Genomic DNA, 25,262 nt, shown 5'->3' with positions numbered 1-25,262 from the left:
GATGATTCATCCTCATATCGGCAACAACATTGTTACTGCAAAACCACTTGTTCCATCTACAATAATTTTTCCGTTTACTGATGCTGTTCGCTCCTCCATCCCCATGATACCGAGACCTTTCTTAACAAGAGCTGCGCCTTTCCCGTTATCCTTCACTTGCACCTTAACCATCTTGTTAAGCACATGAATATCTATAGAAATAACTGTCGCATCAGCATATTTCATTGCATTTGTTAGTGCTTCTGTAACATTCTCACCGATAATTTTCCACTGAATGGGAGAAATCATATCTAAGTTCCCTTTGTATACAAAAGGAATATTCACATCATTCTTACCGGCAAATTCCTCTATGAATAATTTCATACGATGAATACCAATTTGCTCAGTTGGTGGCTTCATATTTTTCAATGTAATGCGAATACTTTCAATTCCATCTTTTGAAATGTGAATTGCATTTTGTAATAACTCCGCAGATTTTTCTTTATCTATTTCCATTAACCTCTTTGCTGCCTCCATTTGAATTAGTGCACCCGTCATCGAGTGACCAATTTTATCATGAATTTCTTGCGATAACCGATTTCTCTCTTCTAGCTTAAATGTGTATTCAGATTGTCTTATGTACTCTTTATTTTCATGTAAGCTTTTCGTAAGTCGTTGCATATCTTTTCGCATCTTATCATTTTGCGATTCAAGCTTTACTACACGCGATATATATCGATCTGCAATAGTTAAAACGAGAAAAGAAAATGCAACAATCAATCCATAAGTCATTCGAATACTTTCATCTGCAATCGTAATTGGGAGCATCATAACGACAAAGCTTGGCCAATTCTTTTCTATGTAATAGAATGTAATTTCGTATAAGTTCAAAGGTAAAAACAAAATAAAAAATGGATGAACCCTCCATGTAAATAACATAACTACGCCAATGGACATACAGATTAATATTTTTTTATACGTATCTTTTTTAAATATAGAAATCATTACGTTTACAGAAAGGTAAATAAGTAAAGTAAATATAACCCACGGTAAATTTGCTACATTTGCGTAAATATAACTGAACACAATATATAAAAAGACAATTAATTTACTTACAGTTAACCAAAATTCCATATCATTAATCTACTTTCCCTGTTAAGTAATAAATCGCAATTTGTGTGCGATGTTCAAGTCCAGTTTTCCCTAAAACTGACGTAATATAATTTGCAATTGTTCCCTCAGATATAAAAAGCTGTTTCGAAATTTCTTTATTTGAGAAACCTTTTGCAATTAATGCGATAATACTAAGCTCCCTTTCTGTGAAAAGGCTCTTATCAATTTTACATTCTTCCTCTTTACTTTCCATTAAATTAGACTTAATTTTATCGAGAATAACATCTTGCATAACAGTTTGACCGTTATAAACCCCTTTTATCGCATCACGAATACGCTCCGGATCGTTATTTTTTAATAAATAACCTTTCGCTCCATTTTTTACTGCATCCAAAATATATTCATCATCATCAAACGTCGTTAAAATAAGCGGTTTTGTTTTCGTCTCTTCACAAATGAACTTCGTCGCCTCTACACCGTTCATATTTGGCATACGAACATCTAAAAGAGCAATATCAACTTCATGCTTTTTACAATACGCTACAGCTTCTCCCCCATCATTTACAGTATCTACCACTTCAAACTCTTCGTATGTATTTAAAATAATTTTCATGCCTTCTCTAATAAAAGAGTTATCATCTGCTATTAATATTTTAATTTTCATGTTTGCTAGTATGGACCTTGCCCTACTAACATTCACATCCTTTCTCCGTGTAACATTTCCTACTTGCTCATTATATACTTCTCTTTACCATTTTTTCACACCTTTTTTCATCTAGCTCTCCCGCAAAAAATATATTATTCTTTTTTTACAAAATGTGTAGGGTGACTTATCATTCTTTACGTCTATATAATAGAATGCGTCAAAAAGGAGGGAGAGACCGATTGAGGAAAAACAATTAATTGAAAAAGCACAGCAAGGAAGCGAGCATGCTTTTCGTATCCTTGTACAAACATATCGTCATTATATTTTTCAAGTTATCTTTTCTATTTTAAGACATGAAGAAGATTCGAAAGATGTTACACAAGAAGTATTCGTAAAAATTCACACCTCTCTCCCAAATTATCAATTTCGCGGATTAAAAACGTGGATGGCACGTATTGCCACCAATCACGCTATTGATTATAAGAGAAAGAAAGCTAGAGAAAGTGAAGAACTCTCCTTATGTAAAGAAGCTGAGGAAAATATACAGTCTTCTCATAATATTGAGGCTTTATTATTGACGAAAGAGCAAAAATTACTCATTGCTCAAAAACTGAGAGAACTTCCCGAAAATTACCGTGACGTCGTTCTCGCACATTACTTAGAAGAAAAGAGCTATCAAGAAATTGCTTTACAGGAAAACATCGAAGTAAAAACAGTCGAAATGAAACTGTATCGAGCACGAAAATGGATTAAAAAACATTGGAAGGAGGAAGAGTTTCTATGATGCATTATTCAAAAGAAGATTGGCGCAATTATACATTAGATTTTATAGAAAGCAATGAACGTGAATCTATGGAAGAACATCTTTATGAATGTGATCATTGTTTAGCACTTTATATGGAAAGTATTGATGAACAACATGAAAACCTTCCAATGATAAATGATGATTCATTTACGAACGAAGTTATGACGCAAATTAATTTTGAAACACTACAGTCTAATGAAAATATAAAAACAACCTCACTAAAGCGCACGATCATTCATTACATAATTGCGACTGCGGCTACAATTATTTTTATGGTAAGTGGTTTATTTCAATATATTTTTACAGCGACATCAAATTTAGAGAAATCTTCAAAACATAACGAGTCTTCTATTTCACAACAAATTGTAAACAAATCGGTAGACACATCGAAAAAGGACGGAGGTTCAAAGCATGAATAAAAATCCCTTTTTAGCACTTGTATTAGGGCTAATTCCTGGGCTTGGACATTTATACTTAAAAAAGCTAGGACGGTTTATTTTATATAGCGGAGGATCACTATTTCTATTTTCCTTTGCAGTATTTTGTACAATAGTAGTAAGAGAACGTGATATTGCTTTTCTTTCTCTATTTTTACTAGCTGTTCTATGGGTAATTAACTTACTAGATTTAGTTATCACCATTATAAACCAAACGAAAAAGCAAGAAGCTGGAGAAGTGATAAATTCCTCTAAAGAGAGCGAACGATTTTATATCATTCTCTTATCCATCATCCCTGGACTTGGCCATTTCCAATTAGGACTTATGCAACGCGGACTTACATTTTTAGTAGCTTGCACAGGAATCGGAAGTATGATCATTTTCGTTGCACTTTTAACATCGCAAGAAAGTTTTCTTATCTTCCTTATTACGTTACCTGTTTTATGGATTTATAATTTCTTTGACGTTGTTCAGCAACTACAGAAAAAAGAACGTGGCGAGCAATTAATTGACCGTACTATTTTCGAAGATTTTGAAGAGCACCGCGAGCAGGGAAAGAAAAGTAAAACATTTGCTTCTATTTTAGCGATGTTCCCTGGAGCAGGTCATATGTATTTAGGCTTACAACGCCGTGGTCTTCAGCTTATGGCGGCCTTCTTACTATCTATTTATTTACTCGACTTATTAAGACTTTCTGCGTTTTTATTTTTAGTACCAATCATTTGGTTCTATAGCTTTTTTGATGCGTTACAGCAAACAGCAAAATACGGAAAAGAACGAGTTCAAGACGAACCCATTATCGATTATTTTATCAATCATCAAAGATGGATCGGTATCGGGTTAATTACACTCGGTGGTTATTATTTATTAGATCAAACAGTCCTTCCTATTTTGAATGATTATTTTGTAACTATATTTAATATTCATCTTAGTGAACTATATTATCGCTATTTCCAAACATCTATCGTTGCGCTCCTTTTAATTGGCGGCGGCTTTAAATTGTTACTTGGAAATAAAGAAAACAAAGGTGGGACAAGCGAATGAGGACTTGGCGTGTTGGAACATTCTCAATGGGGCTTTCTATTATATCGTTAGGATGCTTTTTACTATTTTCAGTCGTAAAAGGAATTCAAGTATTAGATACACTAACTGCATGGTGGCCAGTTTTACTCATCATACTTGGAGCCGAAGTTTTACTATACCTTCTATTTTCTAAGAAGGAACAATCATTTATTAAATATGATATTTTTAGTATTTTCTTTATCGGCGTTTTAGGAAGCGTCGGAATTGCTTTTTACTGTTTATTATCAACTGGATTACTAGAAGAAGTTCGTCACTCTATTAACACAACGAGGCAAACGAGTAATATTCCAGACGGACAATTTGATATACCTGAATCTATCAAAAAAATCGTAGTAGATGCAGGACATCAGCCTCTAACGATAGAGGGAAATAATACAAATCAAATTCATCTTTTGGGAACTTATGAAATGACAACGAAAGCAAATGAAAAACTCAATTTAAAACGAGATGATTTCCTTTCAGTTCAAACGGCTGGAGAAACGATGTATATCACTTTAAAATCTTTACCTGTTCAGCATACATTATTTAATTCAGCACCACAGGTGAAACCAACGCTTGTTCTTCCGCAAAATAAAAATGTGGAAATCCGTGCTTCAAATAACGAACTATCTCTTTATCCAGGTCAATTACAAAATAATTGGTTTGTACAGGAAAGCTCAAGAGTGTCTGTCCATCTTGCAAAAGAAAGTGATGTATCTTTAACAGCAGTAACGAATCAAAAAGAAACACATGGAAGTACACCTTGGGAACAAGTAGAAGATTTAACGAAAAACGAAAATACTTCTTCAGAAGAACATCCAGAATTAAACAACCAAGAACATTGGTATAAAAATTCGATTAAAACTGGAAATGGGACGTACAAGTTAAATATTGAGAAAGCTTATAATTTGAATATGAGTGTTCTCGAAAAATAAAAAACCTTCCGCAATTGCGGAAGGTTTTTCTCATATAATCGCTTTAATTCCTTCTAACACTAATCCAATCATAAATCCGCAAACCGCCCCGTTCACTCGGATCCACTGTAAATCTTTACCGACGTTATTTTCAATCATTTCGATTAACGTCTTATCATCTAACTTATCAAGGTTTTCTTGTACAAGCTTACCAATTTTCGAATGGTTCTTTTCCACAAGTGTGACAACTTGCTTTTGTAACCACTTCTCTATTTTTTGAACAGTTTGTTCATCTTCTTTTATTTTATTCATTTGTTTTTGTAAAAATGGAATAACATATTTATCAGCAAATTCTTCATTATTTACAAAAGCAACTGCTCTTTGCTGTACTTGCTCTAGCATCTCTTTTATTTTGTCAGTAGCATTCCAATTCGCAATCCACTTTTCTTTCCAATTTTCTAATTCCTGTAATAAGGCTTCATTTTCTTTTACATTGATAATTTCTTGACGAATCTTCGCTAATATAAGTTGTCTTGTGCTATTATCAGCCTCTTGTAAGCTGTTAATATTACTAATGATAAACTTCTGCAAAATGCCGCCAATCTTATCTTCATCTACAATATTCATAAATGATTTCAAAGTAAACTGCAAGAATCCATCTACTTTTATATTTTCCATCGCCTTCATACCTAAGCTACCGAGCTGGTAACGAGCTTCATCTTGCGCTGTCCAATCTTTTACCTTCACTAATATGTAATCAAGTGTCTTTTCATCATATTCTTGCACAACTAATTGATCAACAAGCACTTGTAAAATGTTATTTGTATTAATTGTATGTAAATACGTCTTTAATTCTTTTTCAATAATAACCGCTAATTTTTCTGTATCGATTGAAACAATCGCCTTCTCAGCAATCGTTACAATGCCTTTTTTCACAGCATCAGACTGCATTTCTCTCTCAGCAATTTGCAGTACCATTTGTGCTAACTGCATCTCTTTTACTTTATTCGTAATACTTTCTTTCGTCAGCCATTCATTTTCTAACGTATTGATGAGCCCTTTCGTTACTCGTTTACGGTTTTTAGGTAACAAAGCTGTATGCGGAATTGGTATTCCCATCGGGTGACGGAATAAAGCAGTAACCGCGAACCAATCTGCAAGCCCGCCAACCAATCCAGCTTCAAATCCCCCTTGTATAATCTCTCCTGCTACCGTTCCTTGAAAAGGGATAGAAGCCGCAAAGCCGACACCCATAACCCCAAGCGAAATACCCGCTATATATTTAGTCTGTAATGACATCGTATACACATCCTCTTATTATGTAAAATAAAGCTTTTTTGTTGTATTTATTCAATATTAGTTATCCTTTATATATACTATAAAGAACTATTGTGAAAATAACAAAGATTTTTATGTACATGAAAAAATGAGGCTACAACTAGCCTCATTTTTCTTATATCGTTAATTCCAAACCTTTCCTATAGTATTCATTCATTACATCTTTAGGAACCATACTTCCACCCGTTCCCCACACAATATGAGTACCTTTTTTCAACTTCTCTGTTAACTGTTGCTTTTGTAAATACTCATCTTCTTTACATACTTTCACTGGCCCAATCATACCTGCTAGTGCAGAAGGCTCTAAATAAATATTCTCCGTGTCAGCTAGTTCTTTTAACAATCTATATAACTCTTCATCGCTTACTGTGTAATTCCCACTCAAAAATGGTTCCATCGTTTTACCGACAAATCCAGACGGTCTTCCTACCGCTAGTCCGTCCGCGTCTGTTACATTATCAATTCCGATATCTTGAACGGAAATTTTGTCATGAAGGCCGGTCATTAAGCCGAGTAACATACAAGGAGAATGTGTTGGCTCTGCAAAGAAACAATGAACATTGTCTTTATACAATAACTTTAAACCAAATGCGACGCCGCCAGGTCCGCCTCCTACTCCGCACGGAAGGTAAACGAATAAAGGATGCTCTTCATTTACTACAATCTCTAACTCTTCTAATTGCTTTTGTAATCGCGATGCTGCTACTGCGTATCCTAAAAATAAATCATGTGAGTTTTCATCGTCTACAAAATAACAGCTAGGATCCGAATCCGCTTGTCTTCTTCCTTCTTCTACTGCTTTACTATAATCATCTTCATATTCAATAACGTTTACACCTTTACTTCTTAATAAATCTTTTTTCCATTGTTTCGCATCTGCTGACATATGAACCGTTACGTTAAAACCTAGTTTCGCACTCATAATCCCAATGCTAAGTCCTAAATTCCCTGTCGAACCTACCGCAATTGAATACTTCGAGAAAAATTCTCTACATATATCACTATCTAAAATGGAATAATCCGCTTCCTCTGTTAACATTCCGTGCTGCAATGCTAGTTGCTCAGCATGTTTCAAAACTTCATAAATGCCGCCCCTAGCTTTAATTGATCCTGATATCGGAAGATGACTATCACATTTTAATAATAATTCTCCTAAAATAGGTTGCTTGTAATTTGTCTCTAAAGCTTCTTTCATAGAAGATATTTTCACTAAAGGTGATTCGATTATGCCATTCGTCCCTTTCGTTTCAGGAAAAACTTTCGCAATATATGGTGCAAAACGCTTTAATCTCTCTTCCGCATCTTTTACATTCTCTTCATTAAGTGGTGAATCTTTTATTGCCCTTTCATACTTTTCTATGTTTGGATTTATCCAAAATACTTCTTCTGTTGCAATAAGTTTATTCACTAATGGGTATTCTGCTTGTAATGCCCCTATTTCTTTCATTTTGTTTCCTCCTTATATCCTTGTAGCTCACCATATAATAAATTATAATTAAATTAATTTTAATATAGTTTAACACAAATCGTTAACTTTAGTTAATTTTAATTTAATTTATTTAAATATAATTTAATAACCCTTAAGGAGATTTTCATTATGGAAAATATAGATATTGGTAAAAAAATTGAAAAACAAAGAAAAGAAAAAGGTTTAACTAGTAAAGAACTAGCAAAGATGGCCGATATTACACCATCTATGTTAAGTCAAATTGAGCGTGGGTCCGCTAACCCTTCTATTCAAACATTAAAAGTGCTTGCTAAAGCTCTTGATGTGCCAACATTTAGCTTTTTACTTGAAGATACAAATACAGACGATTTAATTGTACGTTCCCATAAACGAAAGAAAATGATTATCGATAATTTATCATATGAAATGCTTTCACCTGATTTCACTGGAAATTTAGCAACAGCAATTATGACCGTCCCGCCTAATACAGCTTCATCAGAAAATGTGCTAGAACATAAAGGAGAAGAATTAGCATTTGTCTTAGATGGGAAAATCACATTATATTTAAACGAGGAAGAATACGTATTAGAAACTGGCGACAGTGTAAAGATACCTGCTTATTTAAAGCATAAATGGGTGAATCATTTTGAGAAAAATGCGATAGTCTTATTTTCTGTTACTCCGCCGATTTTTTAATATATCAATAAAAACAGGATGATTCTTATAAAATGCGGATTATCCTGTTTTTATTAAATAAGAAAGTGAAATTTTTGTTAAAAGCTTAACAGTTGGACCCAATCCGAACAATCCTCCTAAAAACATATTTACAAGTGAAGCTATCCCTCCCATTGATGCTAACGTATCATGAGTCAGATTCATCCCACCACTACCAGAGGCACTTGTAATATTCACATAAAAATAAGAAACACGTAAAAATTAATTGTTTTTTCAGAATTTTGTTGAAAAATATGGTAAAATTACTCTTATACTTCTTCTATTTTGCTATTATAGAAATAATTAAATTAGAATACTTTTATCGGATGGGGGAATATATAATGAGTGTGTTATTAAAAGGGCATGAACAGATTGTCAACGAATTAAACATTTTATATCAAGTAATGGTAGCGGAGCAATTAATTGAAGCGAAACAATTAAAAGAAAAAATAGAGAAACAGATTAATAAAATTGAAGCTGATCAAAATCTATCGCTTTACTACTCCCTACTAAACTTTAAATATAAGGTCCTAACCGATTGGACAAACATTAAGTATGATACTTTTAGTCAAATTGTTCGTTTAGACAATCCAATAACTGAAGACTTTATTACTTATTATTATCACTTTTTTAAAGCTGAACATGCTACCATTATTGGAAATTATGATGAAGCAAAAAAAGAATACGAAAAAGCTGAATCCCTTTTAAAACATGTACCAGGTGAACTAGAAGAAGCTGAATATAAATATAAATTTGCTATATTTAATCACCATACAAACAAACCACTTACAGCAATCAATTATGCAAATCAAGCGAAAGAGATTTTCTCAAAATATCCACGTTATGAAATTAAAATAGCTCTATGCGAAAACATTTTAGGCTCATGTTCTGTTTATTTAAAACAATTCGAACAAGCCGAAGAGAACTATAATTCAGCAATCAATATTTTACAAAAGCTGAAAGACGATACACTAATCTTAAAAGTTCGAAATAACTTAGGTTGGCTCTACTCTTCTCAAAATCTATCAACCCTTGCTATTAGACATCTTACAATAGTTACAAACAAATTACCTAAACACCTAAAAGCCAATTTTCTACAAGCCAAAGAACATTTTAGTTTAAATGAAAAAGAACTTGCAAACGATTGGGTTCAAAAAGGCTTAGAAATTTGTAATGAATTAAATAATCAAGAATATAAACACCATTTCACTATCTTAAAAACACAACACACTGGTATTCTAGACGACTTAGAAAACGCAATCATTGCAGGCACCACATATTTTAACAGTAAAGAATTATACGATTATGCACAAGAATATTACGAATTATTAGCAGTAGAATTTCATAAAGTGAATAAAATAGAGAAATCTCAAAAATATTTTTTCAAAACTTACGAAGCAAAACAAAAATTATTAACTAAGGAGGCACTAAGATAATGAAAAAGATTAGTTTAGCTATTTTAACCTTTACATGCATACTTGCTTTTGGCTTTAATAATTTCACTGAAAATCAACAAGCAAAACAACTTCCAAAATGGGATACAGATAAACAAGAAACACATGCAGACCTGTAGAAACCTAAAAACCCCTAATAAAGGGGTTTTTAGGTTTCTACAATATAATGATTTAGCATATGATGAAGAAATACGCTTATAAAAGATATCCATACACAGATACTCTCTGTACATGGATATTTTTTATTTTTTCGGCACCAACAAAATCCCTAAACTAATAATACAAAAGCTCATTATTTGCTGTGCTGATAGACCAAACTGTACCGAATTTTGTTCACTAACAAGCGAAATAATAATTTGAGCAAACCCCTCAACAATTAGAAAAATACTTATATTCTTTCCATTTCCGAGCCTTTCATTTTTCATCCATAACAAACCCATTATACAAAGGTTGAGGATAATCTCATATACAAAAATAGGATGATACAAAAATTTAGATTCGTATATATTCATTCCCCATGGTAGTGTCGTTTGTACACCTACTTCATGATGTAATAGAAAATAAAAGATAATGCACACACACAATCCAAAAGGGAGTACATCAAGTAAAATGCGAAGCGAAAATTGTTCCTTTTTACTTTTCCAAACAATGTATACACTAGCAATTACGCATCCTACTACAATATGTTGCATACTTCCTATAGCTAATAATGCTTGCAATGGCGATTTAAAAGCCCATACAGGATTTAAAATTGCTGGTGCAAACTTCCATACAAATACGATGATAATAAATGCATTTGTTACGGCATCCATCATTTTTTCATATGATGCATTTTGATGCCTCATCTTTCGTTTCATCAACATAAATCCAAATAGACTTCCAATTATAAGAGATACGGGTTGTAATCTCACGATCCACTCCATCATCACGAAATCCCCTTTTAGCTCTCAATCAATTTCTTAAATTTCTTTTCTAATTGATCTGGTGGTAATACACCTCGTACATGATCTACTATAATTCCATCTTTATTAACAAAAAATGTCGTCGGTAAAGAGAATACTTTATAATCTAGTCCAGCTACTCCGTCCATATCTAGTAGAACCGGAAACTCAAATCCATAGCGATTAGCAAATGCGCTTGCTTCTTGTACTGGGTCACTAACAGTTGCATTCACCGCAAAAATTTCAACATCCTTTTTATATTTATCATACATATGAACTAAGTCAGGTGCCTCCATTTCACACGGCCCACACCATGATGCCCAAAAATTAATAATATATGGTTTTCCCTTGGCATCATTTAACGACTGCAACTTTCCGTCTAATCCTTTTAATGTGATGCCAGGTGCTTTAAAACCTACTTGTGGTAATACTTCTTTCTCTTGTAACTCTGCTTGTTTCGCTTTTCTTTCCTTTTCTTCTTTCTTTGAATTATAAAAGTTAACCCCCGCCCAAGCGAGAGCACCTACTAGTATAATAGCAATTAGTTTCTTCACTTTTCTTCCTCCTCATTTTTAAAAACCTGTAAATCCACCGAATAGACGAATAAAGAGTGCTGTAATTTTCGTCATTTGATTTGTATACAATAAAATACCTGTAATATATGATAAATAAGATATATATAGCGATAAAAAGTATAATGATATAAATGACAACACTCTATCCACACTACATAGAGTAGTGTTTACCCTAAAAAAAAAGAGGCTATATGCACTCTCCGACAATAAGTACAATTGACACACAGAATAACCCTACTGTTACATATACCGAGTTCGTATGTAACGGAATAGTAAGCTTAGCAACCTTTTCATTTAACACTTGCTCGATTCGTAAATTTATTGCTGTTTTTGCAAATGAAGCTGTAACACATCGATTTTCCATTGTCTTTATTTTAATTAATTTTAATAACGCGCTACCTAACTCAAATGAAGATTCCATTTTTTGCATCGCATATTTATCTGCTGCTAACTCTTGATACGTATGATATCGTTGTAACAATTCTTTTAATATCGGGATGTACATCATGCCTTCTGCTAATAACGTAAAACAAAATAATTTTAGCGGATCCCAATTATTTTGATGATATTCTTCATGGAAAATAATCGCATCAATCTCTTCATCTGAAAACGTCTGAAGCAAACCTTCCGACATGACAACTTTCGGACGGAATAATCCAATTGTAAACGCTGCAACTTCCTCAGTCGGCAGTATATATATTTGTTTCCCTTTTCTAATAAATGGGATAAGTACTTTTTGTACTTTTTTACTATAGAAAAATTGCCGCCAAATTCTTTTACACACAATCAATACAGTAATTAATAATAACCCCGCTACTATAATACGAACCATTGATAGTTCTTTCATATGTTTTTCTAACTGAAACAAGCAAAACTTTGAAAGGAAGAATGCCTTATTTTGAAAGAGAAATGGATATGTAACATAATACAATAACAAGCTGAAAAAGAGGGTACTAACAATGAGCGCTAACAATACGATTTTACGCATTTGCCATTTCATTTCATCGATCCTCTTTTTTTAACTGATTCAATTTGTCTTCTAATTTTTTTATTAAATTCGGATCAGCCTGCTCTAACTCATCTATCATATGTGTTATAACTAAATCTCCAAATTCCCCCACTAATTCCTGTGTCATTTTCTTCGTTTGATTGGATAAGAATTCTTCTTTCGTTTGTATAGCACGATATATGCCACTTCTTTTTACAGTCTGTTTTTCTAAGTGTAATTTCTCTACTAACCTGTTCATAACTGTCATAACAGTATTAAAATTCACAGGCGATTCTTCACTTAATTTCTGCTGGACTTCTTTAATAGTAATACCTTCAGTAGACCAAATAATCTCCATAATCTTCGCTTCAAGCGGTCCAAAGAAATGATTTAATCCTTGCTCATTTAACCTATAGTTTTGCGTAAACATCGTATGACTCCTTTCACACTACGAATTGTAGTACAAATTAAATGAGAGGTCAAACGCAAGTAATACAAACTAAAATTCACTACCTATAAATACGTACCTCATTCTATTCATTATAAGCCTAACTTATCTCCAAATGTATCAAAGAGATACTGCTCTAATATTTGTACACTAAACTTCTCATTACGCCCAAGGGCAAATAATTCCCGATCCTTCGCTACGATAGTATCTAACGGAATAACTACATTATCCACTATTTTTGTAATTTCAATTATATTACTTTTTACATTTACTTCTGTTTTAAATTCAACGTTTTCTAACACTATATGTGAACGTCTTCCTGATGCAAAAAAAGTAAAATTAGGATTTTTAACAACGCCAATTTCAGTCTCTAACGCATATAAATAGTGAAAAATTACATCTCTATGTCCATCTTTTATTATTTTTTCATCCTTCTCATCGTCTAAGTATTCTTTCAGCTTCGTTGTAAATTCAAATCGAAAATCCACTTTTTTCACGCTCCTTCTTTGTATTTCATATTAAATAAATATATTGAAATAATTTTACCATATTGTAATACAACTTCCTATTAAAAGTAAAAACTGTTTTAGAAAATCGCTATTATTTCCGATACCCTTTTAAAATATAAGTATAAATTCAATATGAATGAATGCTTCATTACATCTATTTAAACATATTTTTTCCATTTTTTGAAACATTAGTATGAAATATTATATATCAATGAATGGTTTCTAATTCATTGGTATATATAGTCAGTAGTTTCTTTACTATCCCGATATACTTAAACTACATTTTCTACTTATTCATTACATATAGAGAAGGAATGTAACTCTCTTCTATCGAATTTTTATATAACAAAAATAATTAGGTGGTGCTTTACTATGAAATTAGCTGTCATTGGTGGCGGTGATTTACAAGATTCAAATCACTTGCCTATTAATGAACGCCTTATAGAATTAACAAATAAACAGTATCCAAAAGTATTGTTTATTCCAACGGCTAGTCATGATGATGAAAGCTATATAAAATTATTTTTAGACACGTTTGAAAAACAATTACATTGTGAAGTACAAATTTTACGCATTACAACAGATTCACCTTCTAAGTATGAAATAGAGGAGATGATTCATTCAGCCGATTTAATTTATCTAGGTGGCGGAAACTATATTCACATGCTTACGCAATGGAAAGAACATAGACTTGATAAAAAATTATTATTGGCTCTGCAACAAGGAACACTTATTGCTGGTTATAGCGCTGGTGCTATGTGTTGGTTCACGTCTAGTATCCGATCAGATTATGAAGGTTCTGGTTACATAGAGAGTAACGGATGGGGTATTGTTAATAAAAGATTTTGTCCACATTATAATCAATTAAACAGAATGAACGCCTTCCATTCCTTTTTACAAAATCATCAAGGGAATATAGAAGGAATTGCACTGGAGGATAATTGCGCTTTATATATTACAGAGGAATCCTTTGAGATTATCGGTGAATCAGAAAAAGCGTGGGAGTTTTATATGAGTGATAAAACTCTCATTAGACAACATTTTGATATAACTTTAAAAAGCTATTTGTAAACCTGCACTTAAGAAAAAATGTCCCTAAGTCTAATAACTTAGGGACATTTTTTCTATTTAACTAACTAATCGTGTAATTCGTTTCTTTTGCCATGAAAGCTTATAATATGCATACTGCAATAGTAAGCTGACAATAAATGCTGCTGGATACCCAATCCAGATACCTTCTATTCCAAGACTTGTATGGTAAGAAAGATAATATGCTACGGGTACTTCTACAAGCCAAATTGAAACAACTCCAATAACAGTTGGCCAAAGTACTGTACCGCTCGCTCGCATTGTCGCACTAATAATTTGTGCATGACCGAAAATTAAATAACTCCATAACGTAATCATAACTAAGCTATGAGCAATTTCAATTGTAGTTTGACTCGTTAAAAATAGTGATAAAATGTCTCTTGAGAATAAATAAATAAGAGATATTAACACACCACCGATGACGTAGTTCATAATAATTCCGGCCTTCACAACTTTCTGCAATCGATCAAATTGATTCGCCCCAATTGATTGTGCTGCAAAAATAGAAACTGTAATACCAAGGCTAACTGCTGGCATTTGTACATAACTTGCAACTTGATTCACAACGCCGTAAGCAGCTGTTGCATCCGAACCGTAACGATTTACAAATGCGATTACGGCAATCTCAGATAATGAAACTAATATCATATTTATACTTGCCGGTATACCGAGCCTTAGCAATAGCTTTAATAACTCCCCATCCATTCGAAGGTATTTTCTAACCGTTCCATCTAGTTGTAATGGGTGATTTTTCTTCTTTAAATACACAAGCATGACAATAAACGTAATAACTGTAGATATAACAGATGCATAGGCTGCTCCATACACATCTAATTTCGGAGCTCCTAACCATCCAAAAATAAGAACTGGTAATAAAATCATATTTAGTGCTGTACTTACAATTAAAAAGTAAAATGGCGTTTTAGAATCTCCTGTACCTCTCATAAATGTTGTATATGCGAAATATAAAAATAATACTGGCATCGATATAAATAAAATCCGTGCATAATGTACACTTATTTCAATAATATTTTCTGGTGTTCCCATTAGACGCATAATATCCATCGCAAAAATACTTCCTATTATCGCCAACACAACTCCAATAATAAAGGTAAATGTCAGCGTCGTACCAACGATAGCTTTTAAACGATCTTCGTTTTTAGCACCAAACGCCTGACCAATTAAAATAGAGCTTCCTGAACCGATACCAATTACAAATGAAACGAGCAAGAAAAATAATGGGAAGAATGCTGATATAGCCGCTAAATCATTAACTCCAAGCCATCTTCCTACTACTACCATACCAAATAATTGTCCAACTGATTGTAGTACATTACTTAATAATAACGGTACTAAAAACATCGACATCGATTTCCAAATCGGTTTACTCTCACTTTCCAACTTATGTGACTCCGCACCTTCTTTATTGTTATCTGCAGGTGGTTTCAAATTTCATTTCTCCTTTTATTAAACATCTATTTTCAATCTCTATCTCTTTGTATAGTTGTTATAATACTGTGCTTCTATTCATTTTCTTTTCGTATGATTATAACTTCACCCAATATTGACTTCCATCGGCTGTTCGATCTAAAAATCCATATTCGATTAAATATCTTCTTAATGTTACAAAATCAGGGTATACATTTTCTATCACTGTATTTACTTCTTTTTCAGTATACTTTTTATTACTATCAAACTTCTTCACTAAATGGCGCAATATAATTAATTTACGCTTTTGTTTCTTCGGAAATTTAGAGAGAGGTCCATCTAACCCTTCTGTAAAATGAGCTTTTAATACTTCATCATTTTCTTCTTCCGTAATATTGTATCGATCATCTACCATCGTTGCTGTTCTATGAATTGGCACAAATTTCGTTTGTACTTTTGATTTTTCTTCTGATAATTCCATTAGCGCTAAAAATACTTTTGCTTGTTTCATTTTCTCTCGCAGTGTAAATCGATGATTACGAATTGTTGATGTACTTCCGCCATCCATCTCTTTTACAATTTCTTTATCATTCAGTCCCATATAGAAAAACTGAACCATTTTCTTTTGTAAATCCGTTAATCCAGTAAATTTCTTATCCATATTTAGCAAATAATCAAACATAGACGTATGCTCATTTTGAATATGCAATTGGACGAACTTCTCTGCTTCATACAAAACTTGATTATCTTGATAAATAACACCTTTAATAAATGTTTCACCACAAGCTAAGCAAATGTACCCCTCTTTTTCTTCATCAAACACATACCCTTTCTTTAATTCCTCTATTGACGCATCCCAAAACTTCTCTGAAATATCGCTCATACTAAACACTCCTTCAAAATGTTTATTTAAAAACCAAACAAATCGCTATATCGTTTATTATTACTTCATCATCTTATCACAACACAAACAAACATTTCAACGTTTCGTTTGCCCATTTTATAAACTTTTATAAAAACATCTATCGAAAGGATTTAATACAACGAAAAGCGAATATGTTTATACAAATTCATTTTATAGGATGTAAAATAGAACATGAATATTCTTCAAGACCCTTGGTTTACCGTTAAGTAAATTGCACAGAACGCATATGCGATTAGTGAATATGGAACTGGTATTCACTCATTACAAAACTTCAGTATTCAATTTTAACTACAAAAAAGATGTTTTCGTATAAGAAAACATCCTTTACTTTTTATATATTCTATTTACAGTCTCTACTAAAACCTTACTTGCTTGTACAAATGTATGCTTTTCGATTTCTATCTTCAACAAATTTATTAGCACAACTACTCATAATCATCATACAACTAATTATGACTAACGCTATCTTTCTATTCTTGTAAGTCACTTTATGCCACTCCACTATTACAAAACTTCTTTTGAATTTATCCCATCAAGAAATTTTACATGAATAATAAAACGTGTGAATATGCAATTCTGCATATTCACACGTTTTATCACAATGTTATGATTTAATTTAGTTAAAGAACAAGTATACCGAGGTGACTAACTTGAAATTTAAAGCGAAAAAAAATCCATTCCACGTCATTTTCATTACATTATTTATAATTTTTTTTTTCGTTTCGTTATTCTTTCAAAATGAAAATTCTATTTTTTTCACTCTCATGATGCTGCTAAATATCGTGAATCTTTCTTCATTCTATTTCTCTCACTACAACGTAACGGAATCATCTCTTGTTGTAAAACACGGTTTCATACTTCGTACTGAAATCCCATTTAAAGACATTCGCCATATTAAGCACTCTGGCAAAAAACTTCGTTCAAAAAAATGGACTAGGCAACAATTAGAAATTAATTATAATTTATTTGACTCAGTGACCTCTTTCGTACCACAAGAAGAAGAAAAATTCATTTCACTCTTAAAAGAGAACTGCCCACAGATGAAAGTAATGAATACGCCTGCTAACAAATAATATATTTTGAAGCTTGCATTATTGCAAGTAGATGAAACTTAAAAATGAACATCAAAAAGCCAAGATTCTATACTCAGAACCCTGGCTTTTTCTATTACTCTTTTGGAGCAATCATTTTCTTTGGATCTACAATTTCATCAAATTGCTCTTCTGTTAGTAGCCCAGATTGCAATGCTGCTTCTTTTAAAGTTAATCCTTCTTTATGAGCATGCTTCGCAATTTTCGCTGCATTTTCATATCCGATATGTGGGTTTAGCGCTGTTACAAGCATTAGTGAGCGATTCACATTTTCATTAATTACTTCTTCATCTGCTTCAATACCAACTGCACAATTGTCATTAAACGAAACAATTGCATCCGCTAATAAGTGAGCTGATTGTAAGAAGTTATAAGCAATAACAGGTTTAAATACATTTAACTCAAAGTTACCTTGGCTCGCAGCAAATCCAATTGTTGCATCATTCCCCATTACTTGCGCTACAACCATCGTTAACGCTTCACTTTGCGTTGGATTTACTTTACCTGGCATAATAGAGCTTCCCGGTTCATTTGCTGGAATAATAATTTCTCCAAGACCACTACGTGGACCACTTGCAAGCCAACGTACATCGTTAGCGATCTTCATTAGATCCGCAGCTAATGCTTTTAATGCACCGTGAGTATATACAACTTCATCATGGCTCGTTAATGCATGGAACTTATTTGGTGCAGAAACAAATTGTTTACCTGTAAATTGACTAATTTCCTCTGATACCATCTCACCAAATTTAGGATGAGCATTAATACCTGTTCCAACCGCAGTTCCACCAATTGCTAACTCTTTCATATATGTATTGCTCTCTGCAATCATACGCTCTGTTTTTTCAAGCATACGGTGCCATCCGCTAATTTCTTGCCCTAAAGTTAACGGCGTTGCATCTTGTAAATGTGTACGACCAATTTTTATAATATGTTCAAATGCAGTTACTTTTTCTGCTAAAGTTTCTTTTAATTTCGTAATTGCTGGTAATACGTGATTTTCTACTGCGATTACACAAGCTACATGAAGCGCCGTTGGAAATGTATCATTTGAACTTTGTGACATGTTCACATCATCATTCGGATGAATATGTACGTCAGATCCCTTCTCTTTCAAAATTTGATTCCCACGATTTGCAATTACTTCATTCACATTCATGTTTGACTGTGTACCACTACCTGTTTGCCATACGACAAGCGGAAAATGTTCATTCCATTTCCCTGCAATCACTTCATCCGCAGCTTCTACAATTGCTTCTGCTTTTTCTTCTGATAGCTTTCCTAATTTTTGATTGCTAAGCGCTGCACTCTTCTTTAAAATTGCAAATGCTTTTACAATTTCAAGCGGCATTTGCTCTGTTCCAATTGGAAAGTTTTCTTTACTACGTTGTGTTTGTGCTGCCCATAATTTATCAGCTGGAACTTTTATTTCTCCTAATGTATCTCTTTCAATTCTGTACTCCATGTTTTCATCCCCTTGAAAATATAATACCTACATCTCTTATAATAACAGACTTTCTCTTAAATGATAAGAATTCTCACTCTTATATATAGATATTCTATATTTATTTAAAAAAATTCCTCTTGACCTAAACTTAAGTTTAGGCTGTATCCTTTCCATTGTAACCTACTATAACATTACTGGAGGAATTCAATATGAAAAAATATGCTTTTATAACAGGTGCGAATAAAGGAATTGGATATGAACTTGTTCGTCAATTAGCAGAAAAAGATTATCACGTATTTTTAGGTGCTCGTAATGAACAACTTGGACAACAAGCCGTAGAATCTTTAAATGTTTCAAACGTTTCCTATATTCAAGTAGATATTTCAAATTCACAATCCATTCAAGAAGCAACAAAGAAAATTTACGAAACGACTGATCACTTACATTTATTAATTAATAATGCAGGCATAGCGCTAGACTTCAATATGCTACCTAGTGAATTAAATATTGAAACTTTACGCCAAGGATTTGAAGTTAATTTTTTTGGAACTTTCCAAATGATGCAAGCCTTTTTACCATTATTAAAGAATTCAAGCAACAGTAAAATAATAAATGTAACAACTGACATGGCCTCACTAACAATGTTTGCTAATGGTGAAACACATCCAATTAATACACTAGGATATAATTCTTCAAAAACAGCTATTAATGCTTTAACATTAGCTTTTAGTAAAGAATTTGCCACTAACGGTCCAGAAGTATTTGGGGTAACTCCTGGTTTTACAACTACGGATCTTAATGGAAATTCCCCCGGTGGCCATACAACCACTGAAAGTGCTAAAATTATTATTAAATATGCATTAAGTGAAACAAACTATAATGGTAAAATACTTAACAAAGATGGCATTATACCTTGGTAATAAAAGGATGAATGATATGTATTATACAATTGGGCAAGTCGCCAAAATGCAACACTTAACTATTTCTCAAATACGTTATTACGATAAACAAGGACTGTTTCCTTTTCTGCAAAGAAACGAAAAAGGAGATCGAGTTTTTGATGAAGAAGCACTGAAATATTTAGAGATGATTTTGTGTTTAAAAAACACTGGTATGCCAATTCAAAAAATAAAACAATTTATCGACTGGTCTATGGAAGGAGAATCTACCATCCTTCAAAGGTTAGAATTAATGAAACAACAGGAGACCAATGTCTTACAGCTCATTCAAGACACTGAAAAAAACTTAAAAAAGATACAACAAAAAATTGCTAAATATGAGAATGAAATAACTTCAGCAAATGCTATTAAAAAATAAAAAAATCACCTTCTACATATTGTAGAAGGTGATTTTTATTTTATGATGCTTGCTTTCCTTTATCGGCATCATCTACATACCAGATGAATTTGCCTGTATATCCGTAAATAACTGCTAAAATTAACGATACGAAGCTTAACCACATAAACGGAACGTATGAGAACGTTGCTACACCTAAAATACCAGCCATAAAAATACCATTATCAGACCATGGAACCATACCTGAAGTTAACGTTCCACCTACTTCTGAGTTACGCGCTAATACACGACGGTCTATTTTTAATTTATCATAGCTATCTTCCATAATTTTTGGTGTTAAAATTAGTGATACATACATCGCACAACCAAATATATTAGCTAAGAATGCCACGATTAATGTAGACAATGTTACATTACCTGCAGAATTTAATTTCTTCTCAAATTTTGATACGATTACTTTTAAAACACCTAGTTTTTCAAGTAATCCACCAAATCCTAAACCGAAAATAATAACGGCTACTGAGCCAAGCATGCCGTTAATTCCACCACGGTTTAATAACTTGTCAACAAACTCAACACCAGATTGAATTGAGAATCCGTTATAAGCTGTTCCAATCGCCTCTCCAAAGTTCATCCCTTGGAAAAGGGTTGCCCAAATTGCACCAATTAAAGCTCCCATTGCAATTGTTGGCATAGACGGTTTCTTCATCGCTAATAGAACGATAACAATGACCGCCGGAACAAGCATCCATATTTTAATATCAAATTGCTTTAATAAAGCTTCTTTTAAAAATTCTACTCGATTCAAATCTACATTATCGCCGCCATACATCCAACCAGCTACAGTAAACATAATACTAGTAATAATATAAGCTGGAACATCTAATACGAGCATAGCTCGAACGTGAGCAATAACATCTACTTTCGCCATAGAAGCTGCAAGAACTGTACTATCAGAAAGTGGTGATAATTTGTCGCCGAAATAAGCTCCTGAAAGAACTGCACCAGCAACAAGCGGAAGTGGTAAACCAAGTCCTTCACCAATCGCCATCATAGCAATACCTGCTGTTCCCACTGTTCCCCAAGACGTTCCTGTTGCGATAGAAGTTATAGAACAAATAATTAATGTTGCTAATAGGAATATGCTAGGGTGAATAAATTCTAATCCATAATAGATTAATGTTGGTACTACCCCACCAGCAATCCATGTTCCAATTAAAGCACCTACTGCAACTAAAATCAGTATCGCTTCTAATCCGTTAGAAATCCCTTTCGTAATTGCATCTTGCAATTCTTGATAACGAAATCCTAATCTTAATCCAAGCGCAATTACTAAAAACCATGAAATAAATAGCGCTAATTGAATTGGGAGATCAAAAATCGTTTGGAAGGAAAAGACAACAGCAAGAAATAGTAATAAAAGAACTATGATTTCTAGCATCGATGGTAATCTTACACTTTTCATTTTTTTCTCTCCTTACAAGTCGATAACATGACGTATGTCGTCTTACATGTATGTAATATACAATTAGCGAAGACAAAACAAAATTTTCATATTATTTCGATTTATTTTTTCAGTATAATATATTCACAACCCTTTCTATTGTAAAAGTAGATTACGTTTTTCGCAATGAAAAATATAAAAAATGTTGTATTTTTATTTATCCCGATATTTTCGGCCAATAAGACCCCCGTCTCAAAATTCAGTAAGTGCAAAGCACTTAGGTAAGAAATTAACTACTGTAAAATTCCGAATTGATATGAACGTATTAAAGCTTCACTTTATTTACAAAGAAAAATCCCATACTAACTTTTTTAATATTTGCTGCAATAAAACTTTTTACAACTATCTTCGCTTTTTAATTCACACCATTATTTTCTACATAAAAAATAGGGCACACATCATAAAAATGATGTATGCCCTATCTTTATTTATACATATTTTGTATTTCTTCTTTATTTTTAAGTATTTCCTCAAACTTATCACTACAACCCTTCGGAAATAACACTCCCAGTCCATATGAATGCGCAAATTGAAAATGAGGGTACTTCGCTTTTACCTCATCCCAAAACTTATATACGCCGAAATCACTACTTCTAACTTCAATATCATGAAATAATACAATACCGTTTTTCGCGACTTTCGGTAGCCATGTATTATAATCGTGAGAAACAGCTTCATACGTATGATAGCCATCAATATGCAAAAGATTTATCGTTTCATCTTGAAACCGGTCTACAGCATCATCAAAAGTAGATCGAATTAAATTTCCTATATTAAGGTAGTTATCGCTCACTACTTTTTCTACTATTTGAAAAACCCCTTCTCCATATGGACCTGTATGCCCATCTCCAGCCCAAGTATCTACTGCAAAGCATTTAGTCGATAACCCTCCATCTTTTACTCCCTGACAAAAACTAAAAAAGGAAGCTCCTAAATGTGTACCTAACTCAACTAAAGTTTCTGGTTTTTCAAATCGTACTAAGTCATATGCAAAATCTAAATGTCCACTCCACGCAGATTGTGACCGAATAATAGGACTAAATGTTTCAAATTCAAATGATGGTTTATGAGTAACCCAGTTCATCGCATAACTCCTTCTGCACATATTTTTAACAAACCAAATTACTCTTATCTTTATTTTTTTATCGTCTTGATTATGATTCTATTTCATGAAAATATGAAGAATTTATTCTTTTCTATTGAGGTAAAACATCATATACATATGGGTCAGTTGGCTTATTAATTTTTTCGATTTTGTTTACTTTTACAAGTGGAAAGACTGTTCCTTTATATGTCGTTTCATCTAATAATCCTGTTATTTTTACCCATGTTTCTTCTGGAATTTTTTCAATATTTTTCCCGGTAACAATCATCCCCCAGACTGATGCATCCGCAATACAACAAGTTATGCCATATCGAGCCACTACTACTTTATTCCCCGTCACATCTTTATCCTTATATATAAACCCTAAGAATGTAATTTCTTTCCCTTTAAACCAATTAACATTTTGACCAATTACATTCATTGTTTGAACATAATCCTTATCCTTTACTTGTAGTTTACGCTGTCCTAACATACTTTTTACTACTTGCTCTTCCGTTTTATAAGTCGTTGCTAAATTTGATGTTTCTTCTGAATCAACTAATACTTCTCGCTCATCAAACTTAACCTGTTTCCCCTCTTTTTCGTTTCTTTCCAGACTTCTCGCCTGTACACTTTGATTCATACCCCTTTTTCCTGCTAAACTTCCATCAATTGTTACACTTCCAAAGAGAAAAGCACTAACTATCGGAACAACAAATAAAACATATACAAAGAAACTTTTTATCCCTGATTTTGATGTTGTATGATGTTTACAACAATTATAATCATGCTGTTTTTCTCTTCCATCTCCCCAAACTTGTACAATACCAAAAATTAAAATTACTACAAAAGCTATATACGTAAATTTGATCATTTTTGGAGCGATAAAATTATAAATATTCCCTGTTACAAGTAGTTTAAATAAGAGCATTGCTAAACCAATTAAAATAATGCCACGAATATAGCGATGATATGCCTTCTGCTCCTCTTTCTCCATTCTTTCTCACCTCCTATAACATTATGATTTGCACGATGGTATACACAGATACAATGACAATTCCCATCAAAAAGAATACAAATCTCTTTTGAAAATACGCAAATAGCATTAACGTATTTTTCATATCAAGCATAGGCCCAAACACAAGAAATGCGAGAAGTGCCTTTATCGAGAAAACATGTCCAAAAGACGCAGCTATAAAAGCATCGGCTGCAGAGCAAATTGATAAAACATAACCGAACCCCATCATAATAATGGGAGCAATTACTTCGTTATGTGCTACTGCATCCAGTACATTCCGATCAAAAAACGTTTGAAATACACTTGCTAAAAAAGCACCAATCAATAAATACTTACCAGTATCAAAAAACTCATCTACAGTGTGATTCATAACATCTTTCCAACTCTTTTTTTTGCTTGTTTGAACTGAAACCTCTACGTCTTTTAAAACATTTCTTTCGCGATAGCAATAATACACAATTAGACCTATGAATAGAGCAACTAGAATTGTTATCCCAAAGCGTGCATATACAACGTAATCATTTTTTTGAAACGCATATACAGTAGATAAAAGAACAACTGGATTCATAATGGGTGCACTCAATAAAATAACAATGCCTACATGAAGTGGTAGCCCCTTTTGAATGAGCCTTCTTACAATTGGTATAATGACACATTCACACATTGGAAAAAGAACTCCCACAAATACTGCTGGAATCATTGCAACAATTGGAGATTTCGGCATTACTTTTTGAATCATATCTTCCGTCACAAACACTTGAATAAATGAAGAAACAATTACCCCTAATAAAATAAAAGGTATTGCTTCAAAAATGATACTTAAAAATACCGTATTCACATTCAGCCATTCCTGCGGTATATTTTTGTGCAAATTTACTAGACTTGTAAAATCTACAAAAAATAATAAAAAGAGAAACATAGCGATAAGAGCTATGCCTACTAATTCTTTTGAAACTCTATTAAAGACCAAGCTTCTCGCCTCCATTTTATTTACATGTAAACATGTGCT

General features: G+C 32.9%; 28 protein-coding genes. 11 read left to right on the top strand and 17 right to left on the bottom strand.

The window, feature by feature from the left end; translation table 11 throughout:
• Positions 1-12 precede the first annotated feature (12 nt).
• Both AC22L0_RS05140 and AC22L0_RS05135 read right to left on the bottom strand, forming a co-directional pair.
• The gene (locus AC22L0_RS05140) at positions 13-1,113 is read right to left on the bottom strand and encodes a sensor histidine kinase (protein ID WP_087965968.1); all 1,101 of its coding nucleotides are present in this window, start codon (positions 1,111-1,113) and stop codon (positions 13-15) included.
• Positions 1,114-1,117: 4 nt separating this feature from the next.
• On the bottom strand, positions 1,118-1,756 hold the full coding sequence (locus tag AC22L0_RS05135; protein ID WP_000694095.1) for a response regulator transcription factor: 639 nt from the start codon (positions 1,754-1,756) through the stop codon (positions 1,118-1,120).
• A 220-nt stretch (positions 1,757-1,976) separates the two neighbouring features.
• On the opposite strand from AC22L0_RS05135, the gene AC22L0_RS05130 reads away from it, so the two are divergent.
• The 4 genes from AC22L0_RS05130 to exsE are packed head-to-tail and all read left to right on the top strand — an operon-like array spanning position 1,977 to position 4,978.
• On the top strand, positions 1,977-2,522 hold the full coding sequence (locus AC22L0_RS05130) for an RNA polymerase sigma factor (RefSeq protein WP_306302920.1): 546 nt from the start codon (positions 1,977-1,979) through the stop codon (positions 2,520-2,522).
• Positions 2,519-2,962 (top strand): hypothetical protein, encoded by a 444-nt coding sequence (locus tag AC22L0_RS05125; RefSeq protein WP_000972351.1) that lies wholly within the window; start codon positions 2,519-2,521, stop codon positions 2,960-2,962. Before AC22L0_RS05130 ends, AC22L0_RS05125 begins: the two co-directional genes overlap by 4 nt.
• Positions 2,955-4,025 (top strand): hypothetical protein, encoded by a 1,071-nt coding sequence (locus tag AC22L0_RS05120; RefSeq protein WP_087965970.1) that lies wholly within the window; start codon positions 2,955-2,957, stop codon positions 4,023-4,025. The genes AC22L0_RS05125 and AC22L0_RS05120 overlap by 8 nt, the downstream gene beginning before the upstream one ends.
• Entirely contained in the window at positions 4,022-4,978 is a 957-nt protein-coding gene (gene exsE, locus AC22L0_RS05115) for an exosporium protein ExsE (protein WP_001261427.1), read from the top strand. The genes AC22L0_RS05120 and exsE overlap by 4 nt, the downstream gene beginning before the upstream one ends.
• Before the next feature lie 30 nt (positions 4,979-5,008).
• Here the strand turns inward: exsE and AC22L0_RS05110 are convergent, their stop codons facing one another.
• Both AC22L0_RS05110 and dsdA read right to left on the bottom strand, forming a co-directional pair.
• The gene (locus AC22L0_RS05110) at positions 5,009-6,256 is read right to left on the bottom strand and encodes a DUF445 domain-containing protein (protein WP_087965972.1); all 1,248 of its coding nucleotides are present in this window, start codon (positions 6,254-6,256) and stop codon (positions 5,009-5,011) included.
• Positions 6,257-6,410: 154 nt separating this feature from the next.
• Complete coding sequence (dsdA, locus tag AC22L0_RS05105; protein ID WP_087965975.1) at positions 6,411-7,742, bottom strand: D-serine ammonia-lyase; 1,332 nt, start codon at positions 7,740-7,742, stop codon at positions 6,411-6,413.
• Positions 7,743-7,892: 150 nt separating this feature from the next.
• On the opposite strand from dsdA, the gene AC22L0_RS05100 reads away from it, so the two are divergent.
• A complete protein-coding gene (locus tag AC22L0_RS05100; protein ID WP_000427637.1) occupies positions 7,893-8,438 on the top strand; it encodes a helix-turn-helix domain-containing protein in 546 nt (181 codons plus the stop codon).
• Positions 8,439-8,477: 39 nt separating this feature from the next.
• On the opposite strand, the gene AC22L0_RS05095 is transcribed toward AC22L0_RS05100, so the two are convergent.
• A complete protein-coding gene (locus AC22L0_RS05095) occupies positions 8,478-8,654 on the bottom strand; it encodes an ATPase (protein ID WP_069604915.1) in 177 nt (58 codons plus the stop codon).
• Positions 8,655-8,797: 143 nt separating this feature from the next.
• Here AC22L0_RS05095 and AC22L0_RS05090 point away from each other — a divergent pair, with 143 nt between their 5' ends.
• Both AC22L0_RS05090 and AC22L0_RS05085 read left to right on the top strand, forming a co-directional pair.
• Positions 8,798-9,892 carry a response regulator aspartate phosphatase gene (locus AC22L0_RS05090; RefSeq protein WP_000114846.1) on the top strand — a complete coding sequence of 365 codons (1,095 nt, stop codon included), beginning with the start codon at positions 8,798-8,800 and terminating at the stop codon, positions 9,890-9,892.
• Positions 9,892-10,029 (top strand): hypothetical protein, encoded by a 138-nt coding sequence (locus AC22L0_RS05085; protein WP_000724010.1) that lies wholly within the window; start codon positions 9,892-9,894, stop codon positions 10,027-10,029. The genes AC22L0_RS05090 and AC22L0_RS05085 overlap by 1 nt, the downstream gene beginning before the upstream one ends.
• A 123-nt stretch (positions 10,030-10,152) precedes the next feature.
• Here the strand turns inward: AC22L0_RS05085 and AC22L0_RS05080 are convergent, their stop codons facing one another.
• The 5 genes from AC22L0_RS05080 to AC22L0_RS05060 form a co-directional block, all read right to left on the bottom strand.
• Complete coding sequence (locus AC22L0_RS05080) at positions 10,153-10,833, bottom strand: prolipoprotein diacylglyceryl transferase family protein (RefSeq protein WP_033667336.1); 681 nt, start codon at positions 10,831-10,833, stop codon at positions 10,153-10,155.
• 17 nt (positions 10,834-10,850) lie between these two features.
• On the bottom strand, positions 10,851-11,405 hold the full coding sequence (locus AC22L0_RS05075) for a TlpA family protein disulfide reductase (protein WP_000733174.1): 555 nt from the start codon (positions 11,403-11,405) through the stop codon (positions 10,851-10,853).
• Between the two features lie 208 nt (positions 11,406-11,613).
• Positions 11,614-12,426 carry a M56 family metallopeptidase gene (locus tag AC22L0_RS05070; protein WP_087965977.1) on the bottom strand — a complete coding sequence of 271 codons (813 nt, stop codon included), beginning with the start codon at positions 12,424-12,426 and terminating at the stop codon, positions 11,614-11,616.
• Between the two features lies 1 nt (position 12,427).
• Positions 12,428-12,844: a BlaI/MecI/CopY family transcriptional regulator gene (locus tag AC22L0_RS05065; protein ID WP_000495075.1), complete on the bottom strand. Its 417-nt coding sequence runs from the start codon at positions 12,842-12,844 to the stop codon at positions 12,428-12,430.
• 110 nt (positions 12,845-12,954) lie between these two features.
• Positions 12,955-13,350: a DUF3942 family protein gene (locus tag AC22L0_RS05060; protein ID WP_000347526.1), complete on the bottom strand. Its 396-nt coding sequence runs from the start codon at positions 13,348-13,350 to the stop codon at positions 12,955-12,957.
• 393 nt (positions 13,351-13,743) lie between these two features.
• Here AC22L0_RS05060 and AC22L0_RS05055 point away from each other — a divergent pair, with 393 nt between their 5' ends.
• A complete protein-coding gene (locus AC22L0_RS05055) occupies positions 13,744-14,442 on the top strand; it encodes a peptidase E (RefSeq protein WP_000762123.1) in 699 nt (232 codons plus the stop codon).
• A 57-nt stretch (positions 14,443-14,499) separates the two neighbouring features.
• On the opposite strand, the gene AC22L0_RS05050 is transcribed toward AC22L0_RS05055, so the two are convergent.
• Together AC22L0_RS05050 and AC22L0_RS05045 are read right to left on the bottom strand one after the other, a co-directional pair.
• Positions 14,500-15,909 (bottom strand): MATE family efflux transporter, encoded by a 1,410-nt coding sequence (locus AC22L0_RS05050; RefSeq protein WP_000804128.1) that lies wholly within the window; start codon positions 15,907-15,909, stop codon positions 14,500-14,502.
• A 97-nt stretch (positions 15,910-16,006) separates the two neighbouring features.
• Positions 16,007-16,771, bottom strand: a complete 765-nt coding sequence (locus tag AC22L0_RS05045) for a DUF2087 domain-containing protein (RefSeq protein WP_001280278.1) — start codon at positions 16,769-16,771, stop codon at positions 16,007-16,009.
• A gap of 692 nt (positions 16,772-17,463) precedes the next feature.
• On the opposite strand from AC22L0_RS05045, the gene AC22L0_RS05040 reads away from it, so the two are divergent.
• Positions 17,464-17,886, top strand: coding sequence for a PH domain-containing protein (locus AC22L0_RS05040; RefSeq protein WP_087965979.1), 423 nt, complete (start codon positions 17,464-17,466; stop codon positions 17,884-17,886).
• Between the two features lie 94 nt (positions 17,887-17,980).
• On the opposite strand, the gene fumC is transcribed toward AC22L0_RS05040, so the two are convergent.
• Positions 17,981-19,369 carry a class II fumarate hydratase gene (gene fumC / locus AC22L0_RS05035; protein ID WP_000456608.1) on the bottom strand — a complete coding sequence of 463 codons (1,389 nt, stop codon included), beginning with the start codon at positions 19,367-19,369 and terminating at the stop codon, positions 17,981-17,983.
• Between the two features lie 191 nt (positions 19,370-19,560).
• Between fumC and AC22L0_RS05030 the strand changes: the two genes are divergently transcribed.
• Complete coding sequence (locus AC22L0_RS05030) at positions 19,561-20,271, top strand: SDR family NAD(P)-dependent oxidoreductase (RefSeq protein WP_000759549.1); 711 nt, start codon at positions 19,561-19,563, stop codon at positions 20,269-20,271.
• A gap of 16 nt (positions 20,272-20,287) precedes the next feature.
• Positions 20,288-20,668 carry a MerR family transcriptional regulator gene (locus AC22L0_RS05025; RefSeq protein ID WP_000291861.1) on the top strand — a complete coding sequence of 127 codons (381 nt, stop codon included), beginning with the start codon at positions 20,288-20,290 and terminating at the stop codon, positions 20,666-20,668.
• Between the two features lie 40 nt (positions 20,669-20,708).
• On the opposite strand, the gene nhaC is transcribed toward AC22L0_RS05025, so the two are convergent.
• From nhaC to AC22L0_RS05005, 4 genes are all read right to left on the bottom strand, one after another.
• A complete protein-coding gene (gene nhaC / locus AC22L0_RS05020) occupies positions 20,709-22,112 on the bottom strand; it encodes a Na+/H+ antiporter NhaC (RefSeq protein ID WP_000843992.1) in 1,404 nt (467 codons plus the stop codon).
• A 463-nt stretch (positions 22,113-22,575) separates the two neighbouring features.
• Entirely contained in the window at positions 22,576-23,235 is a 660-nt protein-coding gene (locus AC22L0_RS05015) for a class I SAM-dependent methyltransferase (RefSeq protein ID WP_001104673.1), read from the bottom strand.
• 112 nt (positions 23,236-23,347) lie between these two features.
• Positions 23,348-24,232 carry a TIGR03943 family putative permease subunit gene (locus AC22L0_RS05010; protein ID WP_087965981.1) on the bottom strand — a complete coding sequence of 295 codons (885 nt, stop codon included), beginning with the start codon at positions 24,230-24,232 and terminating at the stop codon, positions 23,348-23,350.
• Between the two features lie 13 nt (positions 24,233-24,245).
• Positions 24,246-25,238 carry a permease gene (locus AC22L0_RS05005; protein WP_170925781.1) on the bottom strand — a complete coding sequence of 331 codons (993 nt, stop codon included), beginning with the start codon at positions 25,236-25,238 and terminating at the stop codon, positions 24,246-24,248.
• Between the last annotated feature and the right edge of the window lie 24 nt (positions 25,239-25,262).

It is taken from the genome of Bacillus sp. LQ01 (assembly GCF_057624735.1).
This window is presented reverse-complemented; position numbering and strand designations above follow the sequence as displayed.

Coding starts and splice junctions, on each gene's coding strand:
- AC22L0_RS05140 (WP_087965968.1), bottom strand. CDS start 1,113: ATGGAATTTTGGTTAACTGTAAGTAAATTAATTGTCTTTTTATATATT.
- AC22L0_RS05135 (WP_000694095.1), bottom strand. CDS start 1,756: ATGAAAATTAAAATATTAATAGCAGATGATAACTCTTTTATTAGAGAA.
- AC22L0_RS05125 (WP_000972351.1), top strand. CDS start 2,519: ATGATGCATTATTCAAAAGAAGATTGGCGCAATTATACATTAGATTTT.
- AC22L0_RS05120 (WP_087965970.1), top strand. CDS start 2,955: ATGAATAAAAATCCCTTTTTAGCACTTGTATTAGGGCTAATTCCTGGG.
- exsE (WP_001261427.1), top strand. CDS start 4,022: ATGAGGACTTGGCGTGTTGGAACATTCTCAATGGGGCTTTCTATTATA.
- AC22L0_RS05110 (WP_087965972.1), bottom strand. CDS start 6,256: ATGTCATTACAGACTAAATATATAGCGGGTATTTCGCTTGGGGTTATG.
- dsdA (WP_087965975.1), bottom strand. CDS start 7,742: ATGAAAGAAATAGGGGCATTACAAGCAGAATACCCATTAGTGAATAAA.
- AC22L0_RS05100 (WP_000427637.1), top strand. CDS start 7,893: ATGGAAAATATAGATATTGGTAAAAAAATTGAAAAACAAAGAAAAGAA.
- AC22L0_RS05090 (WP_000114846.1), top strand. CDS start 8,798: ATGAGTGTGTTATTAAAAGGGCATGAACAGATTGTCAACGAATTAAAC.
- AC22L0_RS05085 (WP_000724010.1), top strand. CDS start 9,892: ATGAAAAAGATTAGTTTAGCTATTTTAACCTTTACATGCATACTTGCT.
- AC22L0_RS05080 (WP_033667336.1), bottom strand. CDS start 10,833: ATGGAGTGGATCGTGAGATTACAACCCGTATCTCTTATAATTGGAAGT.
- AC22L0_RS05070 (WP_087965977.1), bottom strand. CDS start 12,426: ATGAAATGGCAAATGCGTAAAATCGTATTGTTAGCGCTCATTGTTAGT.
- AC22L0_RS05065 (WP_000495075.1), bottom strand. CDS start 12,844: ATGTTTACGCAAAACTATAGGTTAAATGAGCAAGGATTAAATCATTTC.
- AC22L0_RS05055 (WP_000762123.1), top strand. CDS start 13,744: ATGAAATTAGCTGTCATTGGTGGCGGTGATTTACAAGATTCAAATCAC.
- AC22L0_RS05045 (WP_001280278.1), bottom strand. CDS start 16,771: ATGAGCGATATTTCAGAGAAGTTTTGGGATGCGTCAATAGAGGAATTA.
- fumC (WP_000456608.1), bottom strand. CDS start 19,369: ATGGAGTACAGAATTGAAAGAGATACATTAGGAGAAATAAAAGTTCCA.
- AC22L0_RS05030 (WP_000759549.1), top strand. CDS start 19,561: ATGAAAAAATATGCTTTTATAACAGGTGCGAATAAAGGAATTGGATAT.
- AC22L0_RS05025 (WP_000291861.1), top strand. CDS start 20,288: ATGTATTATACAATTGGGCAAGTCGCCAAAATGCAACACTTAACTATT.
- nhaC (WP_000843992.1), bottom strand. CDS start 22,112: ATGAAAAGTGTAAGATTACCATCGATGCTAGAAATCATAGTTCTTTTA.
- AC22L0_RS05015 (WP_001104673.1), bottom strand. CDS start 23,235: ATGAACTGGGTTACTCATAAACCATCATTTGAATTTGAAACATTTAGT.
- AC22L0_RS05010 (WP_087965981.1), bottom strand. CDS start 24,232: ATGGAGAAAGAGGAGCAGAAGGCATATCATCGCTATATTCGTGGCATT.
- AC22L0_RS05005 (WP_170925781.1), bottom strand. CDS start 25,238: ATGGAGGCGAGAAGCTTGGTCTTTAATAGAGTTTCAAAAGAATTAGTA.